The sequence below is a fragment of the Sphingomonas humi genome, from assembly GCF_039536725.1.
Lineage (GTDB): Bacteria > Pseudomonadota > Alphaproteobacteria > Sphingomonadales > Sphingomonadaceae > Sphingomicrobium > Sphingomicrobium humi.
This window is the reverse complement of record NZ_BAAAZD010000001.1, coordinates 1,553,303-1,575,710: the sequence shown is the minus strand read 5'-3', so window position 1 is coordinate 1,575,710 and position 22,408 is coordinate 1,553,303. Positions and strand designations below refer to the sequence as shown.

21 protein-coding genes are annotated in these 22,408 nt (G+C 67.1%); 14 read left to right on the top strand and 7 right to left on the bottom strand.

All coding sequences use genetic code 11. From position 1 onward, the window contains the following. Positions 1–142 precede the first annotated feature (142 nt). Entirely contained in the window at positions 143–1,651 is a 1,509-nt protein-coding gene (locus tag ABD729_RS07775; RefSeq protein ID WP_344709592.1) for a tryptophan halogenase family protein, read from the top strand. A gap of 2 nt (positions 1,652–1,653) precedes the next feature. Here the strand turns inward: ABD729_RS07775 and ABD729_RS07770 are convergent, their stop codons facing one another. The 4 genes from ABD729_RS07770 to ABD729_RS07755 form a co-directional block, all read right to left on the bottom strand. After that, positions 1,654–3,753, bottom strand: a complete 2,100-nt coding sequence (locus ABD729_RS07770) for a TonB-dependent receptor plug domain-containing protein (protein WP_344709591.1) — start codon at positions 3,751–3,753, stop codon at positions 1,654–1,656. Between the two features lie 110 nt (positions 3,754–3,863). After that, entirely contained in the window at positions 3,864–4,733 is an 870-nt protein-coding gene (locus ABD729_RS07765; protein WP_344709590.1) for a hypothetical protein, read from the bottom strand. 99 nt (positions 4,734–4,832) lie between these two features. Continuing rightward, on the bottom strand, positions 4,833–6,665 hold the full coding sequence (locus ABD729_RS07760; RefSeq protein WP_344709589.1) for a M56 family metallopeptidase: 1,833 nt from the start codon (positions 6,663–6,665) through the stop codon (positions 4,833–4,835). A gap of 1 nt (position 6,666) precedes the next feature. Beyond that, entirely contained in the window at positions 6,667–7,044 is a 378-nt protein-coding gene (locus ABD729_RS07755; protein WP_344709588.1) for a BlaI/MecI/CopY family transcriptional regulator, read from the bottom strand. Between the two features lie 214 nt (positions 7,045–7,258). Here ABD729_RS07755 and ABD729_RS07750 point away from each other — a divergent pair, with 214 nt between their 5' ends. The 10 genes from ABD729_RS07750 (at position 7,259) to ABD729_RS07705 (ending at position 17,583) form a co-directional block, all read left to right on the top strand. Continuing rightward, a complete protein-coding gene (locus ABD729_RS07750) occupies positions 7,259–10,573 on the top strand; it encodes an amidohydrolase family protein (RefSeq protein ID WP_344709587.1) in 3,315 nt (1,104 codons plus the stop codon). 194 nt (positions 10,574–10,767) lie between these two features. Beyond that, positions 10,768–11,376 (top strand): tRNA (adenosine(37)-N6)-threonylcarbamoyltransferase complex dimerization subunit type 1 TsaB, encoded by a 609-nt coding sequence (gene tsaB, locus ABD729_RS07745; RefSeq protein WP_344709586.1) that lies wholly within the window; start codon positions 10,768–10,770, stop codon positions 11,374–11,376. After that, positions 11,373–11,849, top strand: a complete 477-nt coding sequence (locus ABD729_RS07740; protein ID WP_344709585.1) for a GNAT family N-acetyltransferase — start codon at positions 11,373–11,375, stop codon at positions 11,847–11,849. Before tsaB ends, ABD729_RS07740 begins: the two co-directional genes overlap by 4 nt. Positions 11,850–11,958: 109 nt before the next feature. Beyond that, entirely contained in the window at positions 11,959–12,387 is a 429-nt protein-coding gene (locus ABD729_RS07735; protein ID WP_344709584.1) for a Ros/MucR family transcriptional regulator, read from the top strand. 58 nt (positions 12,388–12,445) lie between these two features. After that, positions 12,446–12,868, top strand: coding sequence for a Fur family transcriptional regulator (locus ABD729_RS07730; RefSeq protein WP_344709583.1), 423 nt, complete (start codon positions 12,446–12,448; stop codon positions 12,866–12,868). 26 nt (positions 12,869–12,894) lie between these two features. Next, on the top strand, positions 12,895–13,608 hold the full coding sequence (locus ABD729_RS07725) for a lysophospholipid acyltransferase family protein (RefSeq protein ID WP_344709582.1): 714 nt from the start codon (positions 12,895–12,897) through the stop codon (positions 13,606–13,608). Between the two features lie 39 nt (positions 13,609–13,647). Beyond that, positions 13,648–14,949, top strand: coding sequence for a tRNA (N6-isopentenyl adenosine(37)-C2)-methylthiotransferase MiaB (gene miaB, locus ABD729_RS07720; RefSeq protein WP_344709581.1), 1,302 nt, complete (start codon positions 13,648–13,650; stop codon positions 14,947–14,949). A gap of 242 nt (positions 14,950–15,191) precedes the next feature. Further along, on the top strand, positions 15,192–16,202 hold the full coding sequence (locus ABD729_RS07715) for a PhoH family protein (protein ID WP_344709580.1): 1,011 nt from the start codon (positions 15,192–15,194) through the stop codon (positions 16,200–16,202). Beyond that, positions 16,199–16,705 (top strand): rRNA maturation RNase YbeY, encoded by a 507-nt coding sequence (ybeY, locus tag ABD729_RS07710; protein WP_344709579.1) that lies wholly within the window; start codon positions 16,199–16,201, stop codon positions 16,703–16,705. Before ABD729_RS07715 ends, ybeY begins: the two co-directional genes overlap by 4 nt. After that, positions 16,705–17,583 carry a hemolysin family protein gene (locus ABD729_RS07705; protein WP_344709578.1) on the top strand — a complete coding sequence of 293 codons (879 nt, stop codon included), beginning with the start codon at positions 16,705–16,707 and terminating at the stop codon, positions 17,581–17,583. The genes ybeY and ABD729_RS07705 overlap by 1 nt, the downstream gene beginning before the upstream one ends. On the opposite strand, the gene trmB is transcribed toward ABD729_RS07705, so the two are convergent. Continuing rightward, complete coding sequence (trmB, locus tag ABD729_RS07700; protein WP_344709577.1) at positions 17,580–18,278, bottom strand: tRNA (guanine(46)-N(7))-methyltransferase TrmB; 699 nt, start codon at positions 18,276–18,278, stop codon at positions 17,580–17,582. The two genes, ABD729_RS07705 and trmB, sit on opposite strands and share 4 nt — an antisense overlap. Before the next feature lie 60 nt (positions 18,279–18,338). On the opposite strand from trmB, the gene ABD729_RS07695 reads away from it, so the two are divergent. Continuing rightward, a complete protein-coding gene (locus ABD729_RS07695) occupies positions 18,339–18,869 on the top strand; it encodes a DUF2231 domain-containing protein (protein WP_344709576.1) in 531 nt (176 codons plus the stop codon). Positions 18,870–19,040: 171 nt separating this feature from the next. After that, positions 19,041–19,178, top strand: coding sequence for a hypothetical protein (locus ABD729_RS07690; protein WP_344709575.1), 138 nt, complete (start codon positions 19,041–19,043; stop codon positions 19,176–19,178). Here the strand turns inward: ABD729_RS07690 and metK are convergent. Together metK and lnt are read right to left on the bottom strand one after the other, a co-directional pair. Continuing rightward, positions 19,175–20,386 (bottom strand): methionine adenosyltransferase, encoded by a 1,212-nt coding sequence (gene metK, locus ABD729_RS07685; RefSeq protein WP_344709574.1) that lies wholly within the window; start codon positions 20,384–20,386, stop codon positions 19,175–19,177. The genes ABD729_RS07690 and metK overlap by 4 nt on opposite strands. Positions 20,387–20,434: 48 nt before the next feature. Then, positions 20,435–22,000 carry an apolipoprotein N-acyltransferase gene (lnt, locus tag ABD729_RS07680; protein ID WP_344709573.1) on the bottom strand — a complete coding sequence of 522 codons (1,566 nt, stop codon included), beginning with the start codon at positions 21,998–22,000 and terminating at the stop codon, positions 20,435–20,437. A 102-nt stretch (positions 22,001–22,102) separates the two neighbouring features. Between lnt and ABD729_RS07675 the strand changes: the two genes are divergently transcribed. Then, a complete protein-coding gene (locus ABD729_RS07675; RefSeq protein ID WP_344709572.1) occupies positions 22,103–22,363 on the top strand; it encodes a CsbD family protein in 261 nt (86 codons plus the stop codon). Positions 22,364–22,408: the final 45 nt, after the last annotated feature.

Genomic DNA, 22,408 nt, shown 5'->3' with positions numbered 1-22,408 from the left:
AAAGGGGCGCGTACTTCCCCCTCGCATTGCCACTGGATATCGCGCCTCGTGAACGTTCACAACAAAATAATGAACGTTCACATCTTGCCTTCGATTTGGCGCTGCGCGAAGCATTGCGGTGTCACTTTCTGGGGGAAATTTCGTGAAGCCAATCCGGCACATCGTCATCGTCGGGGGCGGCACGGCCGGATGGATGGCCGCGGCCGCCCTCTCCCGCCTGCGCGAAGGCAACGACCTTCAGATCACCCTTATCGAATCCGAGGAGATCGGGACCGTCGGCGTCGGCGAAGCGACCATCCCGCCGTTTGTGGAATTCAACCAATTGCTCGGCATCGACGAGCGCGAGATGATGGCCGCGACGCAGGCGACGTTCAAACTGGGAATCCAGTTCACCAACTGGGGCCAGCAGGGCGACAGCTACATCCACCCGTTCGGGGCCTATGGCTATCCGATCGACGGGGTCGGTTTCCAGCAGCACTGGCACCGCGCTCGCTCGCTCGGCGATGCGCGGCCGATCCAGGCCTTCAACCTTGAAACCATGGCGGCCTATTTCGGCCGCTTCGCGCGCACCGACGACTATCGCCGCGAGGACCTTCCGCCGGTCAATTACGCCTATCACATCGACGCCTCGCGCTATGCCCGGTACCTGCGCGGTTTTGCCGAGCAGCGCGGCGTGGTGCGGCGCGAAGGACGTGTCGCCGACACCGCGCTCGAGGGCGAGACGGGGTTCGTTCAGTCGGTCACGATGCACGACGGGACCGTGGTGGCCGGCGACCTGTTCGTCGACTGCTCGGGCTTTCGCGGGCTGCTCATCGAACAGGCGCTCAACACCGGCTACGAGGATTGGCGCCACTATCTTCCGTGCGACCGCGCGGTGGCTCTGCCGTGCCTGCGCGAAGACGGCTCGCCCCCTGCCCCGTTCACCCGCGCCACGGCGCATTCGGCGGGCTGGCAATGGTGCGTTCCGCTGCAACGCCGCAACGGCAACGGCCATGTCTATTGCAGCGAATATATGGGCGACGACGAAGCGCTCGACATCCTCACCGACAACCTTGCAGGCAAGCCGCAGGCCGACCCCAATTTCCTCCGCTTCACGACGGGACGGCGAAAGAAGTTCTGGAATGGCAACGTCGTCGCGCTGGGCCTTGCCGCTGGCTTCATGGAGCCGCTTGAATCGACCTCGATCCACCTCATCAACACGGGCGTGAACAAGCTCATCTCGTTGCTCTCGCTAAGCGGCATCACGCCGGTGCAGGAAGAAGCGTTCAATCGCCTGACGACCAAGGAATATACGCGCATCCGGGACTTCCTGGTGCTGCACTATAACGCCACGGCGCGGACCGATTCCGACTTCTGGAACCACGTCCGCACGATGGCGGTCCCCGACACGCTGACCGAGAAGATGGAGCTGTTCCGCCTCAACGGCCAGATCTTCCGCGAAGAGGACGAGCTGTTTACCGAAACCAGCTGGGCGGCGGTGATGATGGGACAGGGGATCGCGATGGAAGGCCATAACCCGATGGCCGCCCGGATCCCGCCCGACAAGCTGCGCGGCGAGTTCGACGAGATCGAGAAATCGGTTCGCTTCGTGGTCGAGCGGATGCCGGCGCACGGCGACTATCTCGCGCGCTACTGCCCGGCCGCCGCCTGACCTCAAAACGTCCCGCGCACGCTCAAGGTGAAGATCGGGCCGATCAGGCGGTTGCGGGTTTCGACGAAGTCGATCGGCGCGCTGTTTCGGCGGCCGGTGTAGACGATCCGGTCCCAGCGGCTGCGCGCGTTGAGGAGGTTGCTGGCCGACGCCTTGACGGTGAGGCCGAACACATCCTTGTTCTCGATGAACAGGCCCGCCCACACCGGTCCCTCGAACTGACGGCCGACCTCGTTCAGGCGGAAGGCGCGGGTGACGTGGGAATAGCTGGCGTTGAACCCGTACGCCCAGTTGCTCTTCGGAATGTCGTGACGAAAGTCGCCTTCCAGCAACCGGTCGGTGAAGCTCGACAGCGCGCGCTTCTCGCCGGTCAGTGGGTCGCGGATCGCGCTGAACTGCATCAGCCCGCGCAGGTTGATCCGCGCACCCTTCAGCCCGAAGGGATCGAGCTGGAAAGTGCTGTTCCAGTCGATCGCATAGGCCCGGGCCTTGTCGATGTTGCCGGGGGATTCGCCGGTCGCGCCGATCGGGATGATGTCGACGAAATCCTCGAACAGTGCCGCGATGAGGTTCACGCGCGTCTTGCCGAAGCGGCCGAGATCCTTGGCAAGCTCCAGCTCGTAGCGCCACTGCTGGGTCGGCACGAGGTCCGGATTGCCGGCATTCTGGTTGTCATTGTCGAGGAAGACGCGGGCCAGGAACTGCTGGAAATCGAGCTGGCCGACGCGGCGGATGATCTTGAAGTTGGCATTGAAGGTCGGCGACAATTGGGCCGCGATGTTGAGCGAGCCCTTGGGCCGGAAGAAGCTGCGCTGCTTTCCGCCCGGTCCTTCCTGGACGATGGTCGACCATTCGCCCCCCGCCACCAGCTGCACCGAAACCGCCTTGGACAGCGGTCGGCCGATCGTCGCCAGCGCTTCGTAGCGATCCTCGCTGACCTTGCCGGTGCCGCCCGGAAACGGCTGCTCGGCATAGCTGCCGTCGGGGTTGAGGTTGAACAGGCGCGACGTCAGGTCGAGGCTGTTGAACGCCGCTTCGCCCGACAGCTGGAAGTCGGTCTTGCCCCACTTCCAGCGATATTCGCCGCGCCCGATCTTCTCGGCCGACGTACCCTCCTGCACATAGCGGCCGCCGGTCTTCGGACTGAGGTTGCTGTAGGCCGTCAGGGTCGACTGGATGAACGGCTCGTCGGCCGAACGGAGCAGGCCGATCAGCTTCAGGCGCCCGCCGACGAGCGCGAATTCGTAATCGGCGCCCGCTTCATAATTGAAGCCCTTTTCGCCCTGCGTCAGCCGCCGTTCGAGGTCGGGTCCGGTGACCCGGTCGCGCCGGCTGATCTCGCGATAACGATAGTCGAACCGGCGGCCGAGCAGGTTGAGGTTGCCGACCGAGGACCCCGGCCCATCGAGCTTGAACTGCCCGCTCAATTGCGGCTGGTCGAAGTTGCCGCGCCAGGCGTCGTTGCGGGTTTCGAACAGGCTGCCGTCGGCGCGGGTGATGACGGTCGGTCCGCCCGCCGCGCTGCGGCTGGCATCGTTTTTCAGGCTGACCGTATATTCGATCTTGCCGGCGGTGCCGCTGACCGAAACATCGCCGCGGGTGAAGTTGGGATCGGCATAATGGGCGCGAATGTCGGGCCGGTAGGTGAACTGCCCGCTGACCTTTTTCTTCGCTTCGTAGACGACATTGGCGACCTGTCCCGTCAGCCCCGGGACATCGACTTCGGCAGCATCGACCAGCTCGATCCGCGTGACATTGCCGGCCGGAATCGCCTGCAGCGCGGTAACCGGGTCGGTCGACTTTCCCGAAATCCGCTTGCCGTTCAGCAGCACGTTCCCCGACGCCTGGCCAAGCCCGCGCGAACTGGTGTCCTCGCCGCGGATGGAGAAGCCCGGAAGCTGGTTCAGCATGTCGAGCGCGGTGCGAGGGGCAAAGCGGGCGAAGTCGGCAGGCGTGAACACCCGCTTGGTGCCCACCGGCGTGGCGACCGGCGCAGGCGCATCCCCGGTCGCCGGGCCCGCGGTCTGCGCGAAGGCCGGGTTCCCCAGCACGCCCAGCGACGCGAAGCCTAGCAATATCGCTCGACGATTGCCGGTACGCATGAACATTCTCCTGTTGGTTCGGGCTGCAGGCCGCCCTTCCCTCCCGGCGGTCCGGCGAAGGTTGAGGTGCGGCAATCGTCGGTGGGGATCGGGAAGGCGGTGGTGCGCCCTCAGGGCATGAGCGAGCTCGACACGAAGTAGGCGCCGCCTTCCATCGCGAAGGTGCCGCCCCCTCCCGCGTCCGGCGCGCGGCCGATGTCGTCGGGCCTGATCCCCAGCGCCTTCAGCTGGACCAGCCGCGATACCGACAGGTTCTTGAATCCGCGCCGCTGGTAACTGGCGATGAACTCGGCAGTGACCCCGAGCGCCTTGAGCTGGATCAGCTCCTCGACCGGCACACGATCATAGCCGACGCTCTTCAGTGATTGGAGATAGGCGGGCGACACGTTCATTGCCTTGAGCGGCAGCAGATCCTCCGGCTTGCGCAGGCGATAGCCGTAGGCGGCGAGGTCGCGGATATAGGCCGGCGTCACGTCGAGCGCGGTCATCCCGGCGAGCGTCTTGGGGCTCGGCATCTCGAACCGGCCCTGCTTCAGCGCCTCGACCAGGTCGCGGCGCGCCCCGACCATGGTCAGCGTCAGCCACTCTTCCTCGCTCGGGCGGCGCATTCCAGACGCGACGAGATAGTCGGCGAAGGCGGCATTGCCGGTGAAGCGGCAGGTGCCCCGGGCACGCTTGGCCAGCGTCGCGCCGGTGCAGTCGAGGCGGCCCGGCTCGCGCACCATGGCGAAGCGTACCGGCGCTCCGTCGCGACCATTCAGCGCAGCCCGGTCGAGCCCGGCAAGATCGCGGGCATCGAAGGAGGTGCTCGATATCCGGTTCCGCTCGCTGTCGCTGCGGCGAACGGTGAGCTGCAGCTTGTCGCGGCTGTTGTCCTTAAGATCGAAATCGAGGCGGCCGATCTCGGCTGCGAAGCCGGTCGTGGCGATGCTGGCCGACGCCGGGATGAGGGCGAGGCAAAGGGCGAGCGAACGATGCATGATGATGCTCCTTCCTGCGTGGTTCTTCAGGCAAGCCGGTCCCGGTCGCTCCCGCGGAAGCGTTAAGGGGGGCGGCAATGGTGGGCGTGGTGAGCTAGATCAGTTGCCGTCGGGCTCGGGCGGCTCTGGCGGTTCGGGCGGTTCGGGCGCTTCCACCCGGACCACGCGCTTGACCTTGATGTTGGGCGACCAGCCTGGCGGCAGCGGTCCGTTGCCCCCGGCGAAGTCGGTGATCCCGGCGGCGTGGAGGCGGATCATCTGGCGCGGGGTGATGCCCGGGTTCTGGTCCCGCAGGCGCTTTGCCAGCTTGCCGGTAATGCCCATGGCGCGCATCGCGGTAAGATCGCCGAGCGGGACGCCGCGCATTCCCGCGGCAGCAAGATCGGCGACATAGGCCGGGCTGACCCCCACCGCACGGGCACCGGTCAGTTCGCCGATGCTGCTCTGACCATAGCCGGCCTGACCCATGCCGCGCAGCCAGTCGGGGGTGGCGCCGACGGCCTTCAGGCCCGGCAGGTCGTTTTCGCTGACGCGGCTGCCGGGCAGAGCGGCGCGCATCGCGGCGGCCCATTCGGGGGTGACGCCCAGCATCCTGTAGCCGATCGCACGATCGATCGCCTCGTCCATGCTCGAGCGCGGCGCCGAAGGCGGCAGCGGCGGCACGGGCGCGGCGGGTGGCAGCGAGGCGCTGTGCGGGTGGGCCATCGCGACCTTGAACGCAGTCTGGCGCGCTTCGGCTGCGGCGGCGCTGGCTTCGGCGGCGACCGCCCTGGCGTCTTCGGACGCCTGCTTGCCCGCCCGCGCCGCTTCCTCGCCCGCGACGGCGATGGTGACGGCCTCGGTGGTGGCGACCGTCGCCTTGGCGACCGATGCCGCGACCAAGGAGGGCAGCGAATTCGACGGGCTGGCGGCGGCAACCGACAGGCCGGACCTGGCCGAACTCTCGGCAGCGCGCGGGCTGAAGGTGATCGCGGCAAGCGGCGTCGCGGCGGCGACCACGCCCATGAACAGGCCGGCGGCAAAGCCCTTGCCCATCGGGGTGCGCGGCAGCGTTCCGTCGAGCACGCGCTTGACCCGGCGGGTCAGGCTGCCCTTCCCCGGTGCGACGCCATGCGCGCCGAGCAGCAGGCCCTTGCAGTCGTGGCGGGCGACGCCGACCAGCAGCTGGGCATAGTCCACTCCCGCGACATCGGCGGCGAGCACCGCATCGTCGGCGGTCTCCTCGCGCAACTGGTGCGCTTCGCGGGCCAGCGCCCAGACCAGGGGGTTGAACCAGTAAAGCGCCGTCGCAATGCGGCCGAGCAGTAGCTTGGCCCAGTCGAGCCCGCGGACATGCGCCAGTTCATGCGCGATGATCGCTTCCGCCTCGATCCTGGCGTCGAGCGTCTCTTCGTTGAGCAGGATCACCGGCCGGAACAGCCCCCAGCTGATCGGGGACTTGAGCTCGCTGCTGGTCAGCAGCGCCGTGCCGTTCTTGAAGTTCATCCGCCGCTGGGCATGGGCCAGCGCCGACAGCCACGACGGTTCGACCAGCACCGATGCCTTGGCGCGCAGCGTGACCAGCCGCAGCACCGCGACCAGGGTGACGATCAGCAGCACCGTGACGGGGATGCCGTAAAGCAAAGGCCACCACGGGTCGGGCGTTGCGGCAGCGGCCTGGAACGGCTCGGCCGCGGGCAGCGGCGGCGTATTGCTGATAGGACCCACCGCGATTTGCGCCGGCTCGACCGGGGCCGCCTCCAGCAGCGGCGCGCTCACCACCAGCTGCGGCAGGAACATCGACCCGAGCGGGAACAGGACCAGCGCGAGCAGCCCGAGATGGGCGACCATCCCGCGTTCGGCGGCGGAGCGACCCTTTAGCAGGTGCAACAGGCCGAGCGTTGCGCCGGCAATCAGCACCGATTTCAGGGCAAAGGTGACCAGCATCTCCATTTCAGTTCCCCGTGGCCTTGCGGGCTTGCGCGATCATCTGTTCGAGCGCGTCGAGCTCCTTTGTATCGATCCCGTCGGACATGCCGAGGAGCGCGCTTGCGGCGCTGGTCGGCGATCCGTTGAAAAAGACCCGGACGACCTCCGACAGCGCCGACTTGCGGGCGGTCTGGTCGGACACCGCGGGGCTGTAGAGGAAGCCGCGATCACTGTCCTCGCGCTGGACCGCGCCCTTGTCCTCGAGGCGCTTCAGCATGGTGCGCACCGCCGAGCCGCTGGGCGAACCCGGCAGCTTGTCGGTGACGTCGGACGCGGTCATCGCGCCCTGCTGATAGAGCAGGTCGACGATCTGGCGTTCCTTGGGGGGCAGGCGGTTCAGCACGGTCAGACTCCGAAAGCTACATTTGTAGCGTGTGCTACATTTGTAGCGCAGGCGCAAGCGGCGTCCGTGTCGTTTGTCGAAAGACCCGCCTCGACGAACGGCGGAATTGCCCCGACCCGCTTGTTGCGCGGATGCAAACGCTTCGCCATCGTGCCCGCATTCCCGCCGCCGGCAGCTCCTGCCTGCGGCTGCCACACAGCATGAGGCTGCCTTTATGATCGTCCGGCTTTCGCTCACCTGCGCCCTTCTCGCGAGCAGCGCGCTCGCCGCCGCGCAGGAAACGCAGCCGCCCTCCCCGTCGCCGAGCGAGGCCGCGAGCCAGCACGCCCCGCCCGCCGGCGCGGCGCAGGAATCGGGCACCAAGGCCGATGCCGCCAAGTGGAACGTCGAGGCGCCGCGCGGCCTGACCCTGCGCAAGGTCAAGCTCGACACCACCGAAGGCACGTGGATGAACGTCGACGTGTCGCCCGACGGCAGCCGCATCGCGTTCGACATGCTGGGCGACATCTACGTCATGCCGATCGGCGGCGGCACTCCGACCCGGATCGCCGAGGGCCTCTCCTACGAACAGCAGCCGCGCTGGTCGCCCGACGGCACCCGCCTTGCCTTCGTCTCGGATCGCGGTGGCGGCGACAACATCTGGATCATGAACGCCGACGGCTCGGCCAAGCGGCAGCTGACCAAGGAAGACTTCCGGCTCTTGAACCAGCCGAGCTGGAGCCCGGACGGCCGATATATCGTCGCCAAGAAGCATTTCACTACCACCCGCTCGCTCGGCACCGGTGAAGTCTGGCTCTACCACGTCGACGGCGGCAGCGGCGTCCAGCTGGTCAAGCGCGTCAACGACAAGTGGCAGAAGGAACTGGGCGAACCGACCTTCGCGCCCGACGGCAAGCACGTCTATTTCACCCGCAACGTGACGCCCGGCGGCACCTTCCAATATGCGCAGGATTCGAACAAGGCGCTGTTCGCGATCGAAAGCTACGAGATCGACACCGGCGAAACACTTCGAGTGACCGGTGGCAACGGCGGCGCGGTGCGTCCCAACCCCTCGCCAGACGGCAAGTATCTCGCCTTCGTCCGCCGGGAACGCGCGCAGTCGAAACTCTACGTGCGCGACCTCGCCAGCGGCAACGAGCGCAAGCTGTATGATCTCCCCGACCAGGACATGCAGGAGACCTGGGCCGTCACCGGCGTCTATCCGAACATGGACTGGACCGCCGACAGCCGCGAGATCGTGCTGTGGACCGGCGGCAAGATCCGCCGCCTGTCGGTCGCCGACGGCAGCGCGCGCGACATCCCCTTCCACGTCACCGACGACCGCGTCGTCGCCGACAGTCTCCACCCCAAGGTCGAGGTGTCTCCTGCCAGCTTCCAGACCAAGATGGTGCGCTGGGCGCAGGTATCGCCCGACGGACGCCAGGTGATCTTCGAATCGCTCGGCAAGCTGTGGCTAAAGCCAGCCGCCGGCGGTGCGCCCCGGCGCCTTACCCGCGGCGACGATGCCAGCTTCGAAGCCTGGCCGAGCTGGTCGCGCGACGGTCGCACCATCGCCTTCGTCAACTGGACCGACGCCGGCCTCGGCAAGGTCATGACGGTCGGTGCCGCCGGCGGCGCTGCGAAGGCCGTGACCACCGAGCCCGGCCATTACGAAACGCCGCGCTTTTCGCCCGATGGCCGCACCATCGCTCTCGAAGTGGGCTCGGGCGGCGGGCTGACCTCGGACAATTGGAACCGCGACAGCGGCGTCTATGTCGTCCCGGTGAGCGGCGGCAAGCCGCGGCTGGTGAAGCGCGGCGCGGGCAATCCGCAGTTCGCCGCCGCCAACGACCGCCTGTTCATGACGCTCGGCGAGGACGACAAGCTCAAGCTCGTCAGCACGGACCTTAACGGCGAAGCGCGCCGCAACCATGCCTCGGGCGACCTTGCCAGCGACTTCGTGGTCGCTCCCGACGGGCGCTCGGTCGCCTTCCGCCAGAATTACGAAGCCTATCTGATGCCGCTTCTGCCGGGCGCGCAGGATGTCAGCGCCGCGACCGACAAGGGCGCGCTCCCCGCCATCCGCCTCAGCCAGGGCGGGGGCGACTTCATCCACTTCTCGAACAACGGGAATGAGGTCCATTGGAGCATCGGCGCCAACCTCTACGGTGCCAGCACGGCCAACATCTACAGCGGCGGCTACAAGGTTCCCGCGACCAGCCTCAACCTCTCGCAGACGGTGCGCGCGGCCAAGCCGACCGGCAGCGTCGCGCTGACCGGCGCGCGGATCGTCACCATGCGCGGCGCTGATGGCGGGATCATCGAGGATGGCGTGGTGCTGATCCAGGGCGACCGCATCGCCGCGGTCGGCAAGCGCGGCGAGGTGCAGGTGCCCGCCGGCACGCCAAGCGTCGACATGGCCGGCAAGACCATCGTCCCCGGCTTCATCGACGCCCACGCCCACGGGCCGCAAGGCGAGGACGGCTTCGTGCCGCAGCAGAACTGGTCGACCATGGCCAACCTCGCCTTCGGGACGACCACCATCCACGATCCCTCCAACAGCTCGCGGGAGATCTTCGCCGCCGCCGAAATGCAGCGTGCGGGCCTGATCCTGGCCCCGCGCATCTTCTCGACCGGGGAGATCATCTACGGCGCCAGGGCCGCCGGCGCCTTCGCCGAGGTCGGCAAGTTCGACGACGCGCTGGCCCACGTCCGCCGCCTGAAGGCGCAGGGCGCGTGGAGCGTCAAGAACTACAACCAGCCGCGCCGCGAACAGCGCCAGATGGTGGTTGCCGCCGCCCAGGCCGAAAACATGCTGGTGGTCCCCGAAGGCGGTTCGCTGTTCAACATGGACATGAGCCTAATCCAGGACGGCAATGCCACGGTCGAACACAATGTCCCGGGCAGCACCTTCTACCAGGACGTGCTGCAGATGTGGTCGCAGACCAGGACCAACTACACCCCGACCCTGGTCGTGACCTATGGCGGGCCGGGCGGCGATCCCTACTGGCGCTCGCACACCAACGTCTACGAGCAGCCGCTGCTGCGCCGCCACGTTCCACCCGGAACGCTCGCCGCCGCCAACGCCCGCCGCGAAATCGCGCCCGAGGAGGATTATTCCGACACCTGGTCGGCGCGCGAGGCGCGCAAGCTGGCCGACCGCGGCATCTCGGTCAGCATCGGCGCCCATGGCCAGCAGGACGGCATCGGCGCGCACTGGGAAATGTGGAGCTTCGTCAAGGGCGGCTGGACCCCCCTTCAGGCACTGCAGGCGGCAACGGTGAACCCCGCGCGCACCCTCGGCCTCGACCGTGACGTGGGCTCGCTCGAACCGGGCAAGCTGGCCGACATGGTGGTGCTCGACGCCAATCCGCTCGACAACATCCGCAATACCGAAAAGGTCGCCAAGGTGATGCTCGGCGGGCGGCTCTACGATGCGGCGACCCTCAACGAGGAAGTGACCGGCACCCGCCAGCGGCAGGCCTATTGGTGGGAAACCAGCCGCTCGCCCTTGCCCGGCCGCAAGGCCGAGCCCGCGCACAAGCATTAGGATTATCGGGTCGGCGGCTGAACCCCCAGTCGCCGACCATGAAATAGCGGAAGAGCAGCGTTCGCCCGGGCCCAAGCCGCTTTGGCCGTGGGGAGCACACTCGCGCCGCCACGGCATCACCGGCTGATGAAGCGTGTCCGGAAAAGGACGCTTTTCCTTGCCTAATCCGCCGTTTCGTGGCCCAATTGCACGCGATGTTGCTCGCTCTCGACACCGCTACGCCGGCCTGCACCGCCGCTTTGTTCGATGCGGACGGGACGCTGCTGGCCCGCGTCGACGAAGTGATGGCGCGCGGCCATGCCGAACAGCTCATGCCCCTCCTCGACCGTCTGCTCGATGGTCGGCGGGCGACGTCGGTCCTGGTCGGCTGCGGGCCGGGAAGCTTTACCGGCCTAAGGGTCGGGATCGCCGCCGCCCATGGATTGTCGATCGGCTGGGGCGTCCCGCTGGCGGGCATGTCGACCCTTGCGCTCCTCGCCGCGGGCCTGCCAGGCGACGGACCGGTCGCGGTGGCGCTGACCGGCGGGCATGGCGAATTGTTCGTCCAGCAGTTCGACCGTGGCCCGCTCCGTCCCCTCGCCCCGGTCGAGAGCCTGTCTCCGACCGCCGCCGCCGCCGTCATCGACGCCCCTTTGGTTGCCGGCTCGGGCGCGCACGCCCTGCTTGCCGCGCGTGGACATGGCGAAGCGGTCTATGCCCTCCCAGCCGCCGCCAATGCCCTGCGCCTGCCCGAAAGCCTTCGCTCGCTGCCCGCGCGCCCGGTCTACGCCCGCGCCCCCGACGCCAAGCCGAAGGCCGCATGAGCAGCGTTGCGCCCTCCTCGCTCGTCCTCGCCCGCGCCGGGGGCGATGACCTCGACGATGTCATGGCGGTGATGTGCGCCGCCTTCGACAAGCGCTTCGGCGAGGCCTGGACCCGTCCCCAGTGCGCCGGGATCCTTCCCATGGCCGGGGTCTCGCTGACACTTGCGCGCCAGGATGGCAGGCCGGCCGGCTTCAGTCTTTCGCGCCGCACCGCCGACGAGGCAGAGTTGCTGCTGATCGCCGTTCATCCCGACGCGGCCCGCCAGGGGGTCGGCCGCGAACTGTTGAAGCGTTTCATGGCCGACCAGCGGCTTGCCGGCGCCCGCCACCTTCACCTCGAGGTGCGCGACGGCAACCCGGCAGTCGAATTGTATCGCCACGAAGGCTTCACCGTCGCTGGTCGCCGCAGCAACTATTACCGCGGCACCGACGGCGACAGGTTCGACGCGCTGACCATGGTACTTACTTCCTGATCTTTGTACTGTCTCGCGTCTTTCCGGCTTGTTATTCACCGCCGATCATTGTTAAGCCCATCGAGCATTCCGCCAGTAAAGCGTTTTCCTTCTCGGTAGGAATCCTTAGATGAACGACAATGACCACGGTTCGGAAACCCTGATCACTTTAACCGCGGATATTGTTGCCGCGCATGTCAGCAACAATAGCGTTGCCGTGAACGACTTGCCGCAATTGATCCAGAACGTGCACGGCGCGCTCGCGGGCCTCGGCAACAAGCCCGAAGTGCCCGAAGTAAAGCTCGAGCCCAAGGTCCCGATCCGCTCATCGGTCAAGCCCGACTATCTCGTCTGCCTTGAAGATGGCAAGAAACTGAAGATGTTGAAGCGGCATCTTATGACGCACTACAACATGACGCCCGACCAGTATCGGCAGAAGTGGAGCCTTGCTTCCGACTATCCGATGGTCGCTCCCAATTACGCCGAGCAGCGCCGCACGCTCGCCAAGAGCATCGGCCTCGGCACCAAGCGCAAGCGTGGCGGCCGCGTCGCCAAGTAGTCATTCTCGGGCCGGCGGGGCCTAGACGCCCCGCCTCTCCCCGCGTAATCGCTTGGCCATGCACCGCACGATCGACATCGAAGCGCTCTGCGCCGAAAAAGGGCTGCGGATCACCGAGCAGCGCCGGACCATCGCGCGGATCATCGGCGAATCCGCCGACCACCCCGACGTCGAGACGCTGCACGAGCGCGCGGCGGCAATCGATCCTAACATCTCGATTGCCACCGTCTACCGCACCGTCCGCCTGTTCGAGGAAGCCGGGATCCTCGAACGGCACGAATTCGGCAACGGCCGCTCGCGCTACGAAGCGGTGTCGGATGAACATCACGACCACCTGATCGACGTCGAAAGCGGCAGCGTGGTCGAGTTCCACGACGAGGAGCTCGAACTGCTCAAGGCCCGCGTCGCCGAACGCCTTGGCTTCAAGCTCGTCGACCACCGGCTGGAACTCTACGGCGTCCCGCTTGATCGCGACCGCTAGGCGCCAGCCTTTCTGACGACCCGCGCATGACCTTCCGCGCACTCGTCCGCCTCGGCCTGATGGCGCTGTGGTTCCTGGTCTGCGCCGCCTGTCACCTTATCACCCGCCCCTTCACGCCCTCGCCCTGGCCGCGGCGCCTGCTGCGCGGAGTCGGCTGGATCGCCGGCGCCCGCGTCGCCACGCAGGGAGAGCGCCCGCGCGGCGGCACCCTGATCGTCGCCAATCATGTCAGCTGGCTCGACATTCCGATGTTGGCCGGCGCGACCGACTGCGCCTTCGTCGCCAAGGACGGCCTGCGCTCCCACCCCTTCATGCACTGGCTGTGCGTGCAGAACGGCACCGTCTTCGTCGAGCGCGACCGGCGCGGCTCGCTCCACGACCAGATCGCCGCGATGGAAGCCGCCATCCGCAGCCACAAGCCCCTGTGCTTGTTCCCCGAAGGCACGGTCAGCGACGGCACCCGCCTCCTCCCCTTCCGCTCGAGCCTGCTGAAGCTGGCCGAAGACCCGCCCCTGCCGCTCAAGATCCAGCCGGTCGCCATCGACTATCGGGGCGACGCACCCGAATTCGGCTGGCCGGCGGGCGAGACGGGCACGGCGAACTTCCTTCGCCTGCTCGGCCGCAAGGGCACGGTCCACGTCACCCTGCGCTTTCTCTCCCCGCTTGCCGATGGGCAGGACCGCAAGGCGCTCGCCGCGCAGTCGCATCGCGCGATTGGCGCGGCGCTGGGGCTTGCCTGACTGGCCTAGCCGCTTCGCCCGGCCTATAGGCCGCGCGCCATGAACGCCCCGCGCACCTTCGCCATCAAGTCCTTCGGATGCCAGATGAACGTCTATGACGGCGAGCGGATGGCCGAGCTGCTCGGCGCCGAGGGCATGACCCCCGCCGCGGCCGGCGCGGATGCCGACGTGGTTGTCCTCAACACCTGCCATATCCGCGAAAAGGCCGCCGAAAAGGCCTATTCCGAAGTCGGCCGCCTGCGCCGCGAGGATGGCAGCCGCCCGGTCATCGCGCTGGCCGGCTGCGTCGCGCAGGCCGAAGGCGCCGAAGCGAAGCGCCGCTCGAAGGCGATCGACCTCGTCGTCGGCCCGCAGGCCTACCACCGCCTGCCGCAACTGCTGCGCGAGGTCGAGGCGGGCGGCCGCCCGGTCGATACCGACCTCCCGCCGCTCGACAAGTTCGCCGCCCTCCCCCGCCGCCGGCGCGCGGGCGTCTCGGCCTTCCTCTCGGTGCAGGAAGGCTGCGACAAGTTCTGCACCTATTGCGTGGTCCCCTACACCCGCGGCGCCGAGGTCAGCCGGCCGCTCGCCGACCTCCTCGACGAGGCGCAGCAGTTGGTCGACGGCGGCACCCGCGAGCTCACCTTGCTCGGGCAGAACGTCAACGCCTGGGCTGACGGACGCGAAACGCTGGCGACCCTGATCCGCCGCCTCGCCGCCCTGCCCGGCCTGGAGCGCGTCCGCTACACCACCTCGCACCCCATCAACATGGCCGACGACCTCATCGCCGCCCATGCCGAAGTGCCGCAGCTGATGCCCTACCTGCACCTTCCCGTGCAGGCCGGCAGCGATCGCATCTTGAAGGCGATGAACCGCCACCACACCGCCAGCGATTACCTTGCCGTCATCGCCAAAGTTCGCGCCGCCAACCCGGCGATCGCGCTCAGCGGCGACTTCATCGTCGGCTTCCCGGGCGAGACCGACGAGGATTTCGACGCCACGCTGAACCTCGTCCGCGAGATCGGCTACGCCGCGGCTTTCTCCTTCAAGTATAGCGCTCGGCCCGGGACCCCAGCGGCGACGATGGACGGCCAGGTCCCCGAGGCGATCAAGGACGAGCGGCTGCAGCGTCTCCAGGCTCTGCTTGCCGAGCAGAGCCGCGCCTTCAACCATTCCAAGGTCGGCGCAACCACCCGCATCCTGATCGACCGGGTCGGGCGCAAGCCGGGCCAAATGATCGGCAAATCGCCCTGGCTCCAGTCGGTATTCGTCGAGACCGACGCCGGCATCGGCGACATGGTCGACGTACGGATGACCGAAGCCCTCCCCAACAGCCTCGGCGGCGTGCTCTGCACCGCCTGACGACGGCGGTCATCTTGCTATTTTGAGCCAAATGGGTTATTGTGGCGGCGAATGTTTCCCTTCGTCTCCCCGCATCGGACTACCCGCAGTGCTGCCACTTCAAGCGGCGAAGTGGACAAAGTGAAATCCAAGGCAGTTTGCTTTTCCGCGCTCACGCAATTCCTCGCACGTTGCTGATGACTCTCGCGATTGATCCACTACATTCGGGAACGATGACGCACCCCATGGCTTCACGCCGCTAGATGCCCAAGCGCCCCGACCTTCGCGCCGTGGATGATCCCACCCGCGCCCGCCTCGAGATCGAGTTCGAGCAGCCCTACCTCCTGGGACCGCTGTTCGGCGATTACGACCGCCACCTGGTGGTGATCGAGGACCGCCTCGGCGTGAACATCGCCGCGCGCGGGAATCGCGTCCAGATCGAGGGCGAAGCCGACAGCGCCGCCCGCGCCCGCGAAGTGCTGGTCGATCTCTACAGCAGGCTCGATGCCGGCCAGGACGTCGACCTCGCGGTGGTCGAAAGCGTCATCGGCATGGGCGCCCAGCGCCAGCTCGACGGGATCGTGCCCGACGCCGAAGCGCCCGCCAGCAATCCCAACCGGGTGATGATCCGCACCCGCAAGAAGACCATCGTCCCCCGCTCGACCATCCAGACCACCTATATGGAGGCGCTGGCCCGGGACGACATGATCTTCGCGCTCGGGCCGGCGGGCACCGGCAAGACCTATCTCGCAGTCGCGCAGGCGGTGTCGATGCTGATCGGCGGCCAGGTCGACCGGCTGATCCTCTCGCGTCCCGCGGTGGAGGCCGGCGAACGGCTCGGCTTCCTGCCCGGCGACATGAAGGAGAAGGTCGATCCCTATCTCCGCCCGCTTTACGATGCGCTCTACGACATGCTCCCGACCGAGCAGGTTGAACGCCGCATCGCCAGCGGCGAGATCGAGATCGCGCCGATCGCCTTCATGCGCGGCCGGACGCTCAGCGATGCCTTCATCATCCTCGACGAAGCGCAGAACACGACGCCGCAGCAGATGAAGATGTTCCTCACTCGCTTCGGCATGCGCAGCCGGATGGTGATCTGCGGCGATCCCAACCAGACCGACCTTCCCCGCGGGGTCGAGAGCGGCCTTGCCGACGCGGTCGACAAGCTCGAAGGCATCCCGCGCCTCGCGACGGTGCGCTTCAGCGCCGCCGACGTCGTCCGCCATCCCCTCGTCGGGCGGATCGTCGAAGCCTATGAGGGTCCGGGCAAGTGACGCTCGACATCAGCATCGACGCCGACGAGGAATGGGACAGTAGCACCGACTGGGCGCGCCTTGCCGAGAGCGCTGCCCGGGCCGCCATCGCCGAAAGCGCCTTTCCCGCCCTCGCCAAGGCCGCGCGCCCGGTCGAGCTTTCGATCGTCCTCACCAGCGACGAGGAAGTGCGCGCCCTGAACGCCGAATGGCGCGGCAAGGACAAGCCGACCAACGTCCTGTCCTTCCCGCAGGCCGAGGCGGATGAGCTCGAGGATGCCGTCACGCCTGGCCCCGAACTGATGCTCGGCGACATCGTCCTCGCCCGCGAAACCTGCGTCCGTGAGGCCGAGGAAAAGGCACTCCGCCTGCACGACCATGCCGCGCACCTGCTGGTCCACGGAACGCTCCATCTCCTCGGCTACGATCACATGGACGACGACACCGCAGAAGACATGGAAGCCCGCGAAGTGCGCGCCCTCGCCCGCCTTGGCCTTGCCAACCCTTATGAGGTGGCGGCCTGATGGCGACCCAGCCCGATAGTGGTTCGCGCCTGTGGCGCGGCCTGCGCAGCCTGATGTTCGGCGACGACGGCGAGACCACGCTGCGCGACCAGATCGAGGAAGCGATCGACGACGCCGAGGACGACAGCCCCAAGCAGGGGGATCTGAGCCCGCTCGAACGGCAGATGCTCAAGAACCTGCTTCACTTCGGCGACCGCACCGCCGGCGACATCTGCGTCACCCGCGGCGAGATCATCTCGGCACCGCACGGCAGCAGCATGGAGGAGCTCGCCCGAATCTTCGCCGAAGCCGGCCACAGCCGTTTGCCGATCACCGGCGAAAGCCTCGATGAGATCATCGGCATGGTTCACATCAAGGACGTCTTCAACGCCTATTTCGACGCGACCGAGCGCAAGAGCGTCGAGGAAATCCTTCGCCTGCCCTTGTTCGTGCCGGAAAGCATGGGTGTGCTCGACCTCCTCGCCCGCATGCGCGCCGAACGCATCCACCTTGCCGTGGTCATCGACGAATTCGGCGGCACCGAGGGCCTCGTCACCATCGAGGATGTGGTCGAGGAGATCGTCGGGGATATCGCCGACGAGCATGACGAGGAGGAGCAGGCGCTGCTCGCTCGCCTCGACGACGGCCTGTGGGAAGCCGACGCCAGGATCGAGCTCGACGATCTCGCCGCGGCGGTGGACAAGCGCCTGATCGCCGAGGACGACGAGGTCGATACGCTGGGCGGGCTCGCGTTCCTGCTCGCGGGCCGGATCCTCGAACCTGGCGAAAGCATCGCCCATCCGAGCGGCTGGCGGCTCGAATCGGTCGAGGCCGACGAACGCAAGATGATCCGCCTCCGCCTCCATGCTCCCGAAGGCACGGAGATCGCCGACAGCTAGGTGCGGCGGTAGCGCAGGTAATAGGGCCGCCGTCCCTCGCGCCGGCTCTTGGCGCCGTAGCGGGTCTCGATCCAGCCCGAGGGCGGATCGAGGAAGTCGCCCGGCTTCTCCGCCAGCCACTCGAACCGCTCGGTGTGGCGCTGCATGACGGTCAGGGTCCACTCCAGATAGACCGGATGATCGGTCGCGATCCTGAGCTCGCCGCCCGGCTTGAGCTTGTCGGCGAACAGCCCGACCGGCCCATCATTGACCATCCGCCGCTTGGAATGCCGCGCCTTGGGCCAGGGGTCGGGATGCAGCAGGTAGATCATCAGCAGGCTTCCGTCGGGCACCCGTCGGAGCACCTCCAGCGCATCGTTCATGTGCAGCCGCACGTTGCGCAGCGCCCCGTCCCGCACATGCGTCAACGCCGTCGCGACCCCATTCAGAAACGGCTCGCACCCGACAAAGCCATGTTCGGGCAGCAGGTCGGCGCGGTAGGCCAGATGCTCGCCCGACCCGAACCCGATCTCGAAGTGCAGCGGCCGGTCGTCGCCGAACAGGCGCCGGGAGGTGATCTCGCCTTCGGTCGGCACGGCGACTTCGGGCAGCAGCCTGTCGATGAGTTCCTGCTGGCCCTGGCGGAGCTTGTGTCCGCTCGAGCGGCCGTACAATCGATTGAGGGTGGTCGGGTCACCCGACTTGAACGCGGTCATGGACCTGCCTTTACTGCACCGCGTTCAGGCCACAACCGCGAGAAGGCACGAGGACGCACGATGGACGGCAACAATCCCCGCAGCTCGGCCCAGATCGCGGGTCACCCCATTCATCCGCTGTTGATCCCCTTCCCCATCGTCAGCTTCATCGGGGCATTGGTCACCGACGTCATGTGGCTGTCGACGCGCGAGGGGGGCTGGGCGACGGCGAGCAACTGGCTGCTAGGTGTCGGCCTCGTCACCGCCCTCGCCGCGGCCGCCGCGGGCATGGCCGATTACTTCGGCGACGACCGCGTCCGGAAGATCGGCGCGGCCACGAAGCACATGATCGCCAACATCGTCGTCCTGACACTCGAGGCGGTGAACCTCGTGATCCGCTTGACCGGCACGCCCGAACAGATTGGCGCGATAGGCATCTGGCTCAGCTTCGCGAGCGTGCTTATCCTCGCCTATTCAGGCTGGCTGGGCGGCGAACTGGTCTATCGGCACCGGGTGGGTGTTCAGGACACCGGGCACGATGGGGCCGAAAATGACCTTGCGGCCGCGCGCGGCCCGCTGTCCGACGACAGGTTCGGCCGCGACCGCCGCTGATCGGCATGGGACCTGACCTAAGGGCCGCAGCAACCTGAGCCCCCCGCGAGTTGTTCAGACGGCATGGCTTTCACGCAACTCGACCCCACGCTCCCCCTCCACGTCCTCGATCGCGGAAAGGGGACGGCCGTGGCGGTGATCGACTATGGCCCTGAATTTGATCTTCTGTGAGTGGTCGCCTTTGACGAGGGCGGCGCCATCTGGTGCGTCCCCAATCCTCAGGTCCGCATGCAAGCCAACTGGTCGATGGGGCGCCGGCCGGACCAGCCGTCGGGCAAGGTCCAGCCGATCGCCAGGCAGGTGGTCTAGCCGACCAGCGCCTTCAGGTCGTCGCCGAGGTCGGTCTTCTCCCACGGGAAATAGTCTCCCTCGGCCTTGCGCCCGAAATGGCCGTAGGCGGCGGTGGGTCCATAGATCGGCTTGTTGAGGCCAAGCGCGGTGCGGATGCCGCGCGGGGTCAGTCGGCCAAGCCGATCGATCTTGCCGATCGCCTGCTCCAGCTGGTCATCCCCGACCGTGCCGGTGCCGTGCGTGTCGACGTAGAGCGACAACGGTTCGGACACGCCGATCGCATAGGAAAGCTGGATGGTGCAGCGGGTGGCAAGCCCGGCCGCGACGATGTTCTTGGCGAGGTAACGCGCGACATAAGCGGCGGAGCGATCGACCTTGGTCGGATCCTTGCCCGAGAAGGCGCCACCCCCGTGCGGCGCAGCGCCGCCGTAGGTGTCGACGATGATCTTGCGTCCGGTCAGGCCCGAATCGCCATCCGGACCGCCGATCTCGAAGCTACCCGTCGGGTTGATGTGGTAGACGGTCTCGTCGCTCAGCAGGTCCGCGGGGATCACCGAAGCGATCGCGTCGCGGACATAGGCCTTGAGCTCTGCATCCTGGTCGCCTTCGTCATAGCCCTTCTTGTGCTGGGTCGAAACGACGATCGCGGTCGCAGCGACCGGCTTTCCGTTTTCGAAGCGCAGGGTCACCTGGCTCTTGGCATCGGGCTCGAGAAAAGGCGCGGCGCCCGAATGGCGGTCGGCGGCCAGCTTCTCGAGGATCTTGTGGCTGTAATCGAGCGTCGCCGGCATGAGGTCGGGCGTCTCGTCGCAGGCGAAGCCGAACATGATGCCTTGGTCGCCCGCGCCTTCGTCCTTGTTACCGCTGGCGTCCACGCCCTGCGCGATATGCGCGGACTGCGGGTGAAGGTTGTTCTCGAAGCGGAGCTTCTCCCAGTGGAAGCCGTCCTGCTCGTAGCCGATCTTCCTGACCGTCGCGCGGACGACCTTTTCGATCTCGTCTTCGATGCCGGGCGCCCAATTGCCCTCCTCGTCCATGATGCCTTCGCCGCGGATTTCACCGGCGAGGACCACGAGATTGGTGGTCGTCAGCGTTTCGCAGGCGACGCGCGCTTCCGGATCCTTGGACAGGAAAAGGTCGACGATCGCATCGCTGATCTGGTCGGCGACCTTGTCGGGATGGCCCTCGGAGACGGATTCAGAGGTGAACAGGTAGGACTGGCGCATGGGACTCCGGCAGTTCTGGAAGGCGGATATAAGGATATAAAGAAAGCTTTATATGTGCCGCCTGTAGCGAGCCCGCGCGTCGATGCCAACCGCCAGAATGAGGAGCAGGAGGGCAAGGGTGAGCGGGATCGCATTGCCATGGCGGCTGAAGAAAGTCGGCGGCCTCGGCGCTGGCAGGTCGGCGTCGATCGCGCCTGCGGTGCGCCACGGCAGGGAGTGCAGCAACCTGCCGTCCGCGCCGATTACCGCGCTGATGCCCGTCGGTGTCGAACGGATGATGGGCAGCCCCTCTTCCGCGGCGCGCAGGCGGGCTTGGGCAAGGTGCTGCGGCGGTCCCCAGCGCCCGAACCACGCATCATTTGACGGATTGAACAGGAAGTCGGGGCGGTGCCGGGGATCGACCACTTGGCCCGAGAAGATGATTTCGTAGCAGACCTGCACGCCCATGCTGCCCCAGCCAGGGAGGCTGAGATTTCGCGGGCCGGGCCCTTCGAGCGTGTCCCCTTCGCCCGGCGCAAGCTGGCTGAGGCCGATCGCCGACAGCAAGGGACGCATCGGCAGATATTCGCCATAGGGCACCAGATGCGCCTTGTCGTAGCGGCCGGCGATCTGCCCGCTGGCGGAGATGGGCATGACGCTGTTGGTGCTTCCGACCAGCCGCGCATTGCGATCCACGACAAGCGCGAAGGCGCCGGTGACGAGCAGGTCGGACCCGGGACGCAGCAATCCGCCTGCACGGCGCGCCGGCGGCAGGGGCGTGGTCAGGCGTTGCGGCGGCGGACCTTCGAGTTGGAAGGCGACCGGAACGGCAACCTCGGGCCACAGGAGGAGCGTCGGCGGCGAGCCGGCGGGGATGCGCGACAGGCTTGCCAGGCGCTGGAAGGCTTCTTCCTCCAGCCCCTCGCGCCACTTGTCCTCCTGGCCGATGTTGGGTTGCACGACACGGATCGCCGGTCGCGGGCCAAAGGCGCGGTTCTGAACGAGAGAGAGGGGCAACAGCCAGACAATGCCGACGCTGACCGCCACCACCAGTCCGATCACGCGCGGTGAGGCCTGTCGCGGCTCAGGCCGAACAAAAAGCTGCAGGAAAAGTCCCCCGATCAGGACTACCAAAGCCGAAAGTCCGTAGGTGCCGACCAATTGCGCCCATCCCCGCGCGGAAGTGTCGATCAGAACCACGCCCACCGGATTCCAGGCAAAGCCGGTGAACATCGTCGCACGCAGATATTCGGCAAGCGTCCAACCCGCCGCCAGCGCAAGAACCAGGGCCGTCCGTGACCGTCGCCCGAACCGCCACGCAAGGCCGGTCGCCAGCGCCGGGTAGATTGCGAGATAGAAGCTCAGCAGCACCACCGCGACCCAGCCAAGCCAGGCCGGCATCGCCGCCTGATAGGTGAAGGCGGTGGCGATCCAGTTGAGGCCGAGGACGAATTGCCCGACCCCGAACAGCCAGCCGGTCAGCAGGGCCTTGGGAAGACTGCCCGCCCGCCCGATCAGGAATGCAAGCGCGGCAAAGGCGAGTGGCATCAGCGGCCACCAGCCAAGCGGCGCGAACGCCAGCGCGGAGACCAGGCCCAGCGGGAAAGCGGTGAGCAGGAGCAAAGGGCGGTTCACGCCGCCGCCCATGGCAGATGCGGACGGGCCTGCAAACAAGCTCGGCACTAGCGCGCCAATGGCGCGTTAATGGCACCGATCCCCAATTCACGGAGAATAAACATGAACATCGACACCCTCGCCGGCGAAGGCACCCGCACCAAGGGCGATCTCAAGGCTGGCCTCGGCGACCTGACCGGCGACACCAAGCTGCAGCAGGACGGCGCTGTCGACCAGCTGTCGGGCACTGTCCGCAAGGGCATCGGCCAGGTCCGCGATTTCGTGAAGAACAACAAGGCGGCCAGCTACACTGCCGCGGGCGTGATCGGCCTCGCGATCTTCAATAGCCTGCGTGGCAAGGGCGCAAACACCCGCAACGCCTGACCCAACAGGGGCGGCCCGCTCGGGGCCGCCCCATTTATCGTGATG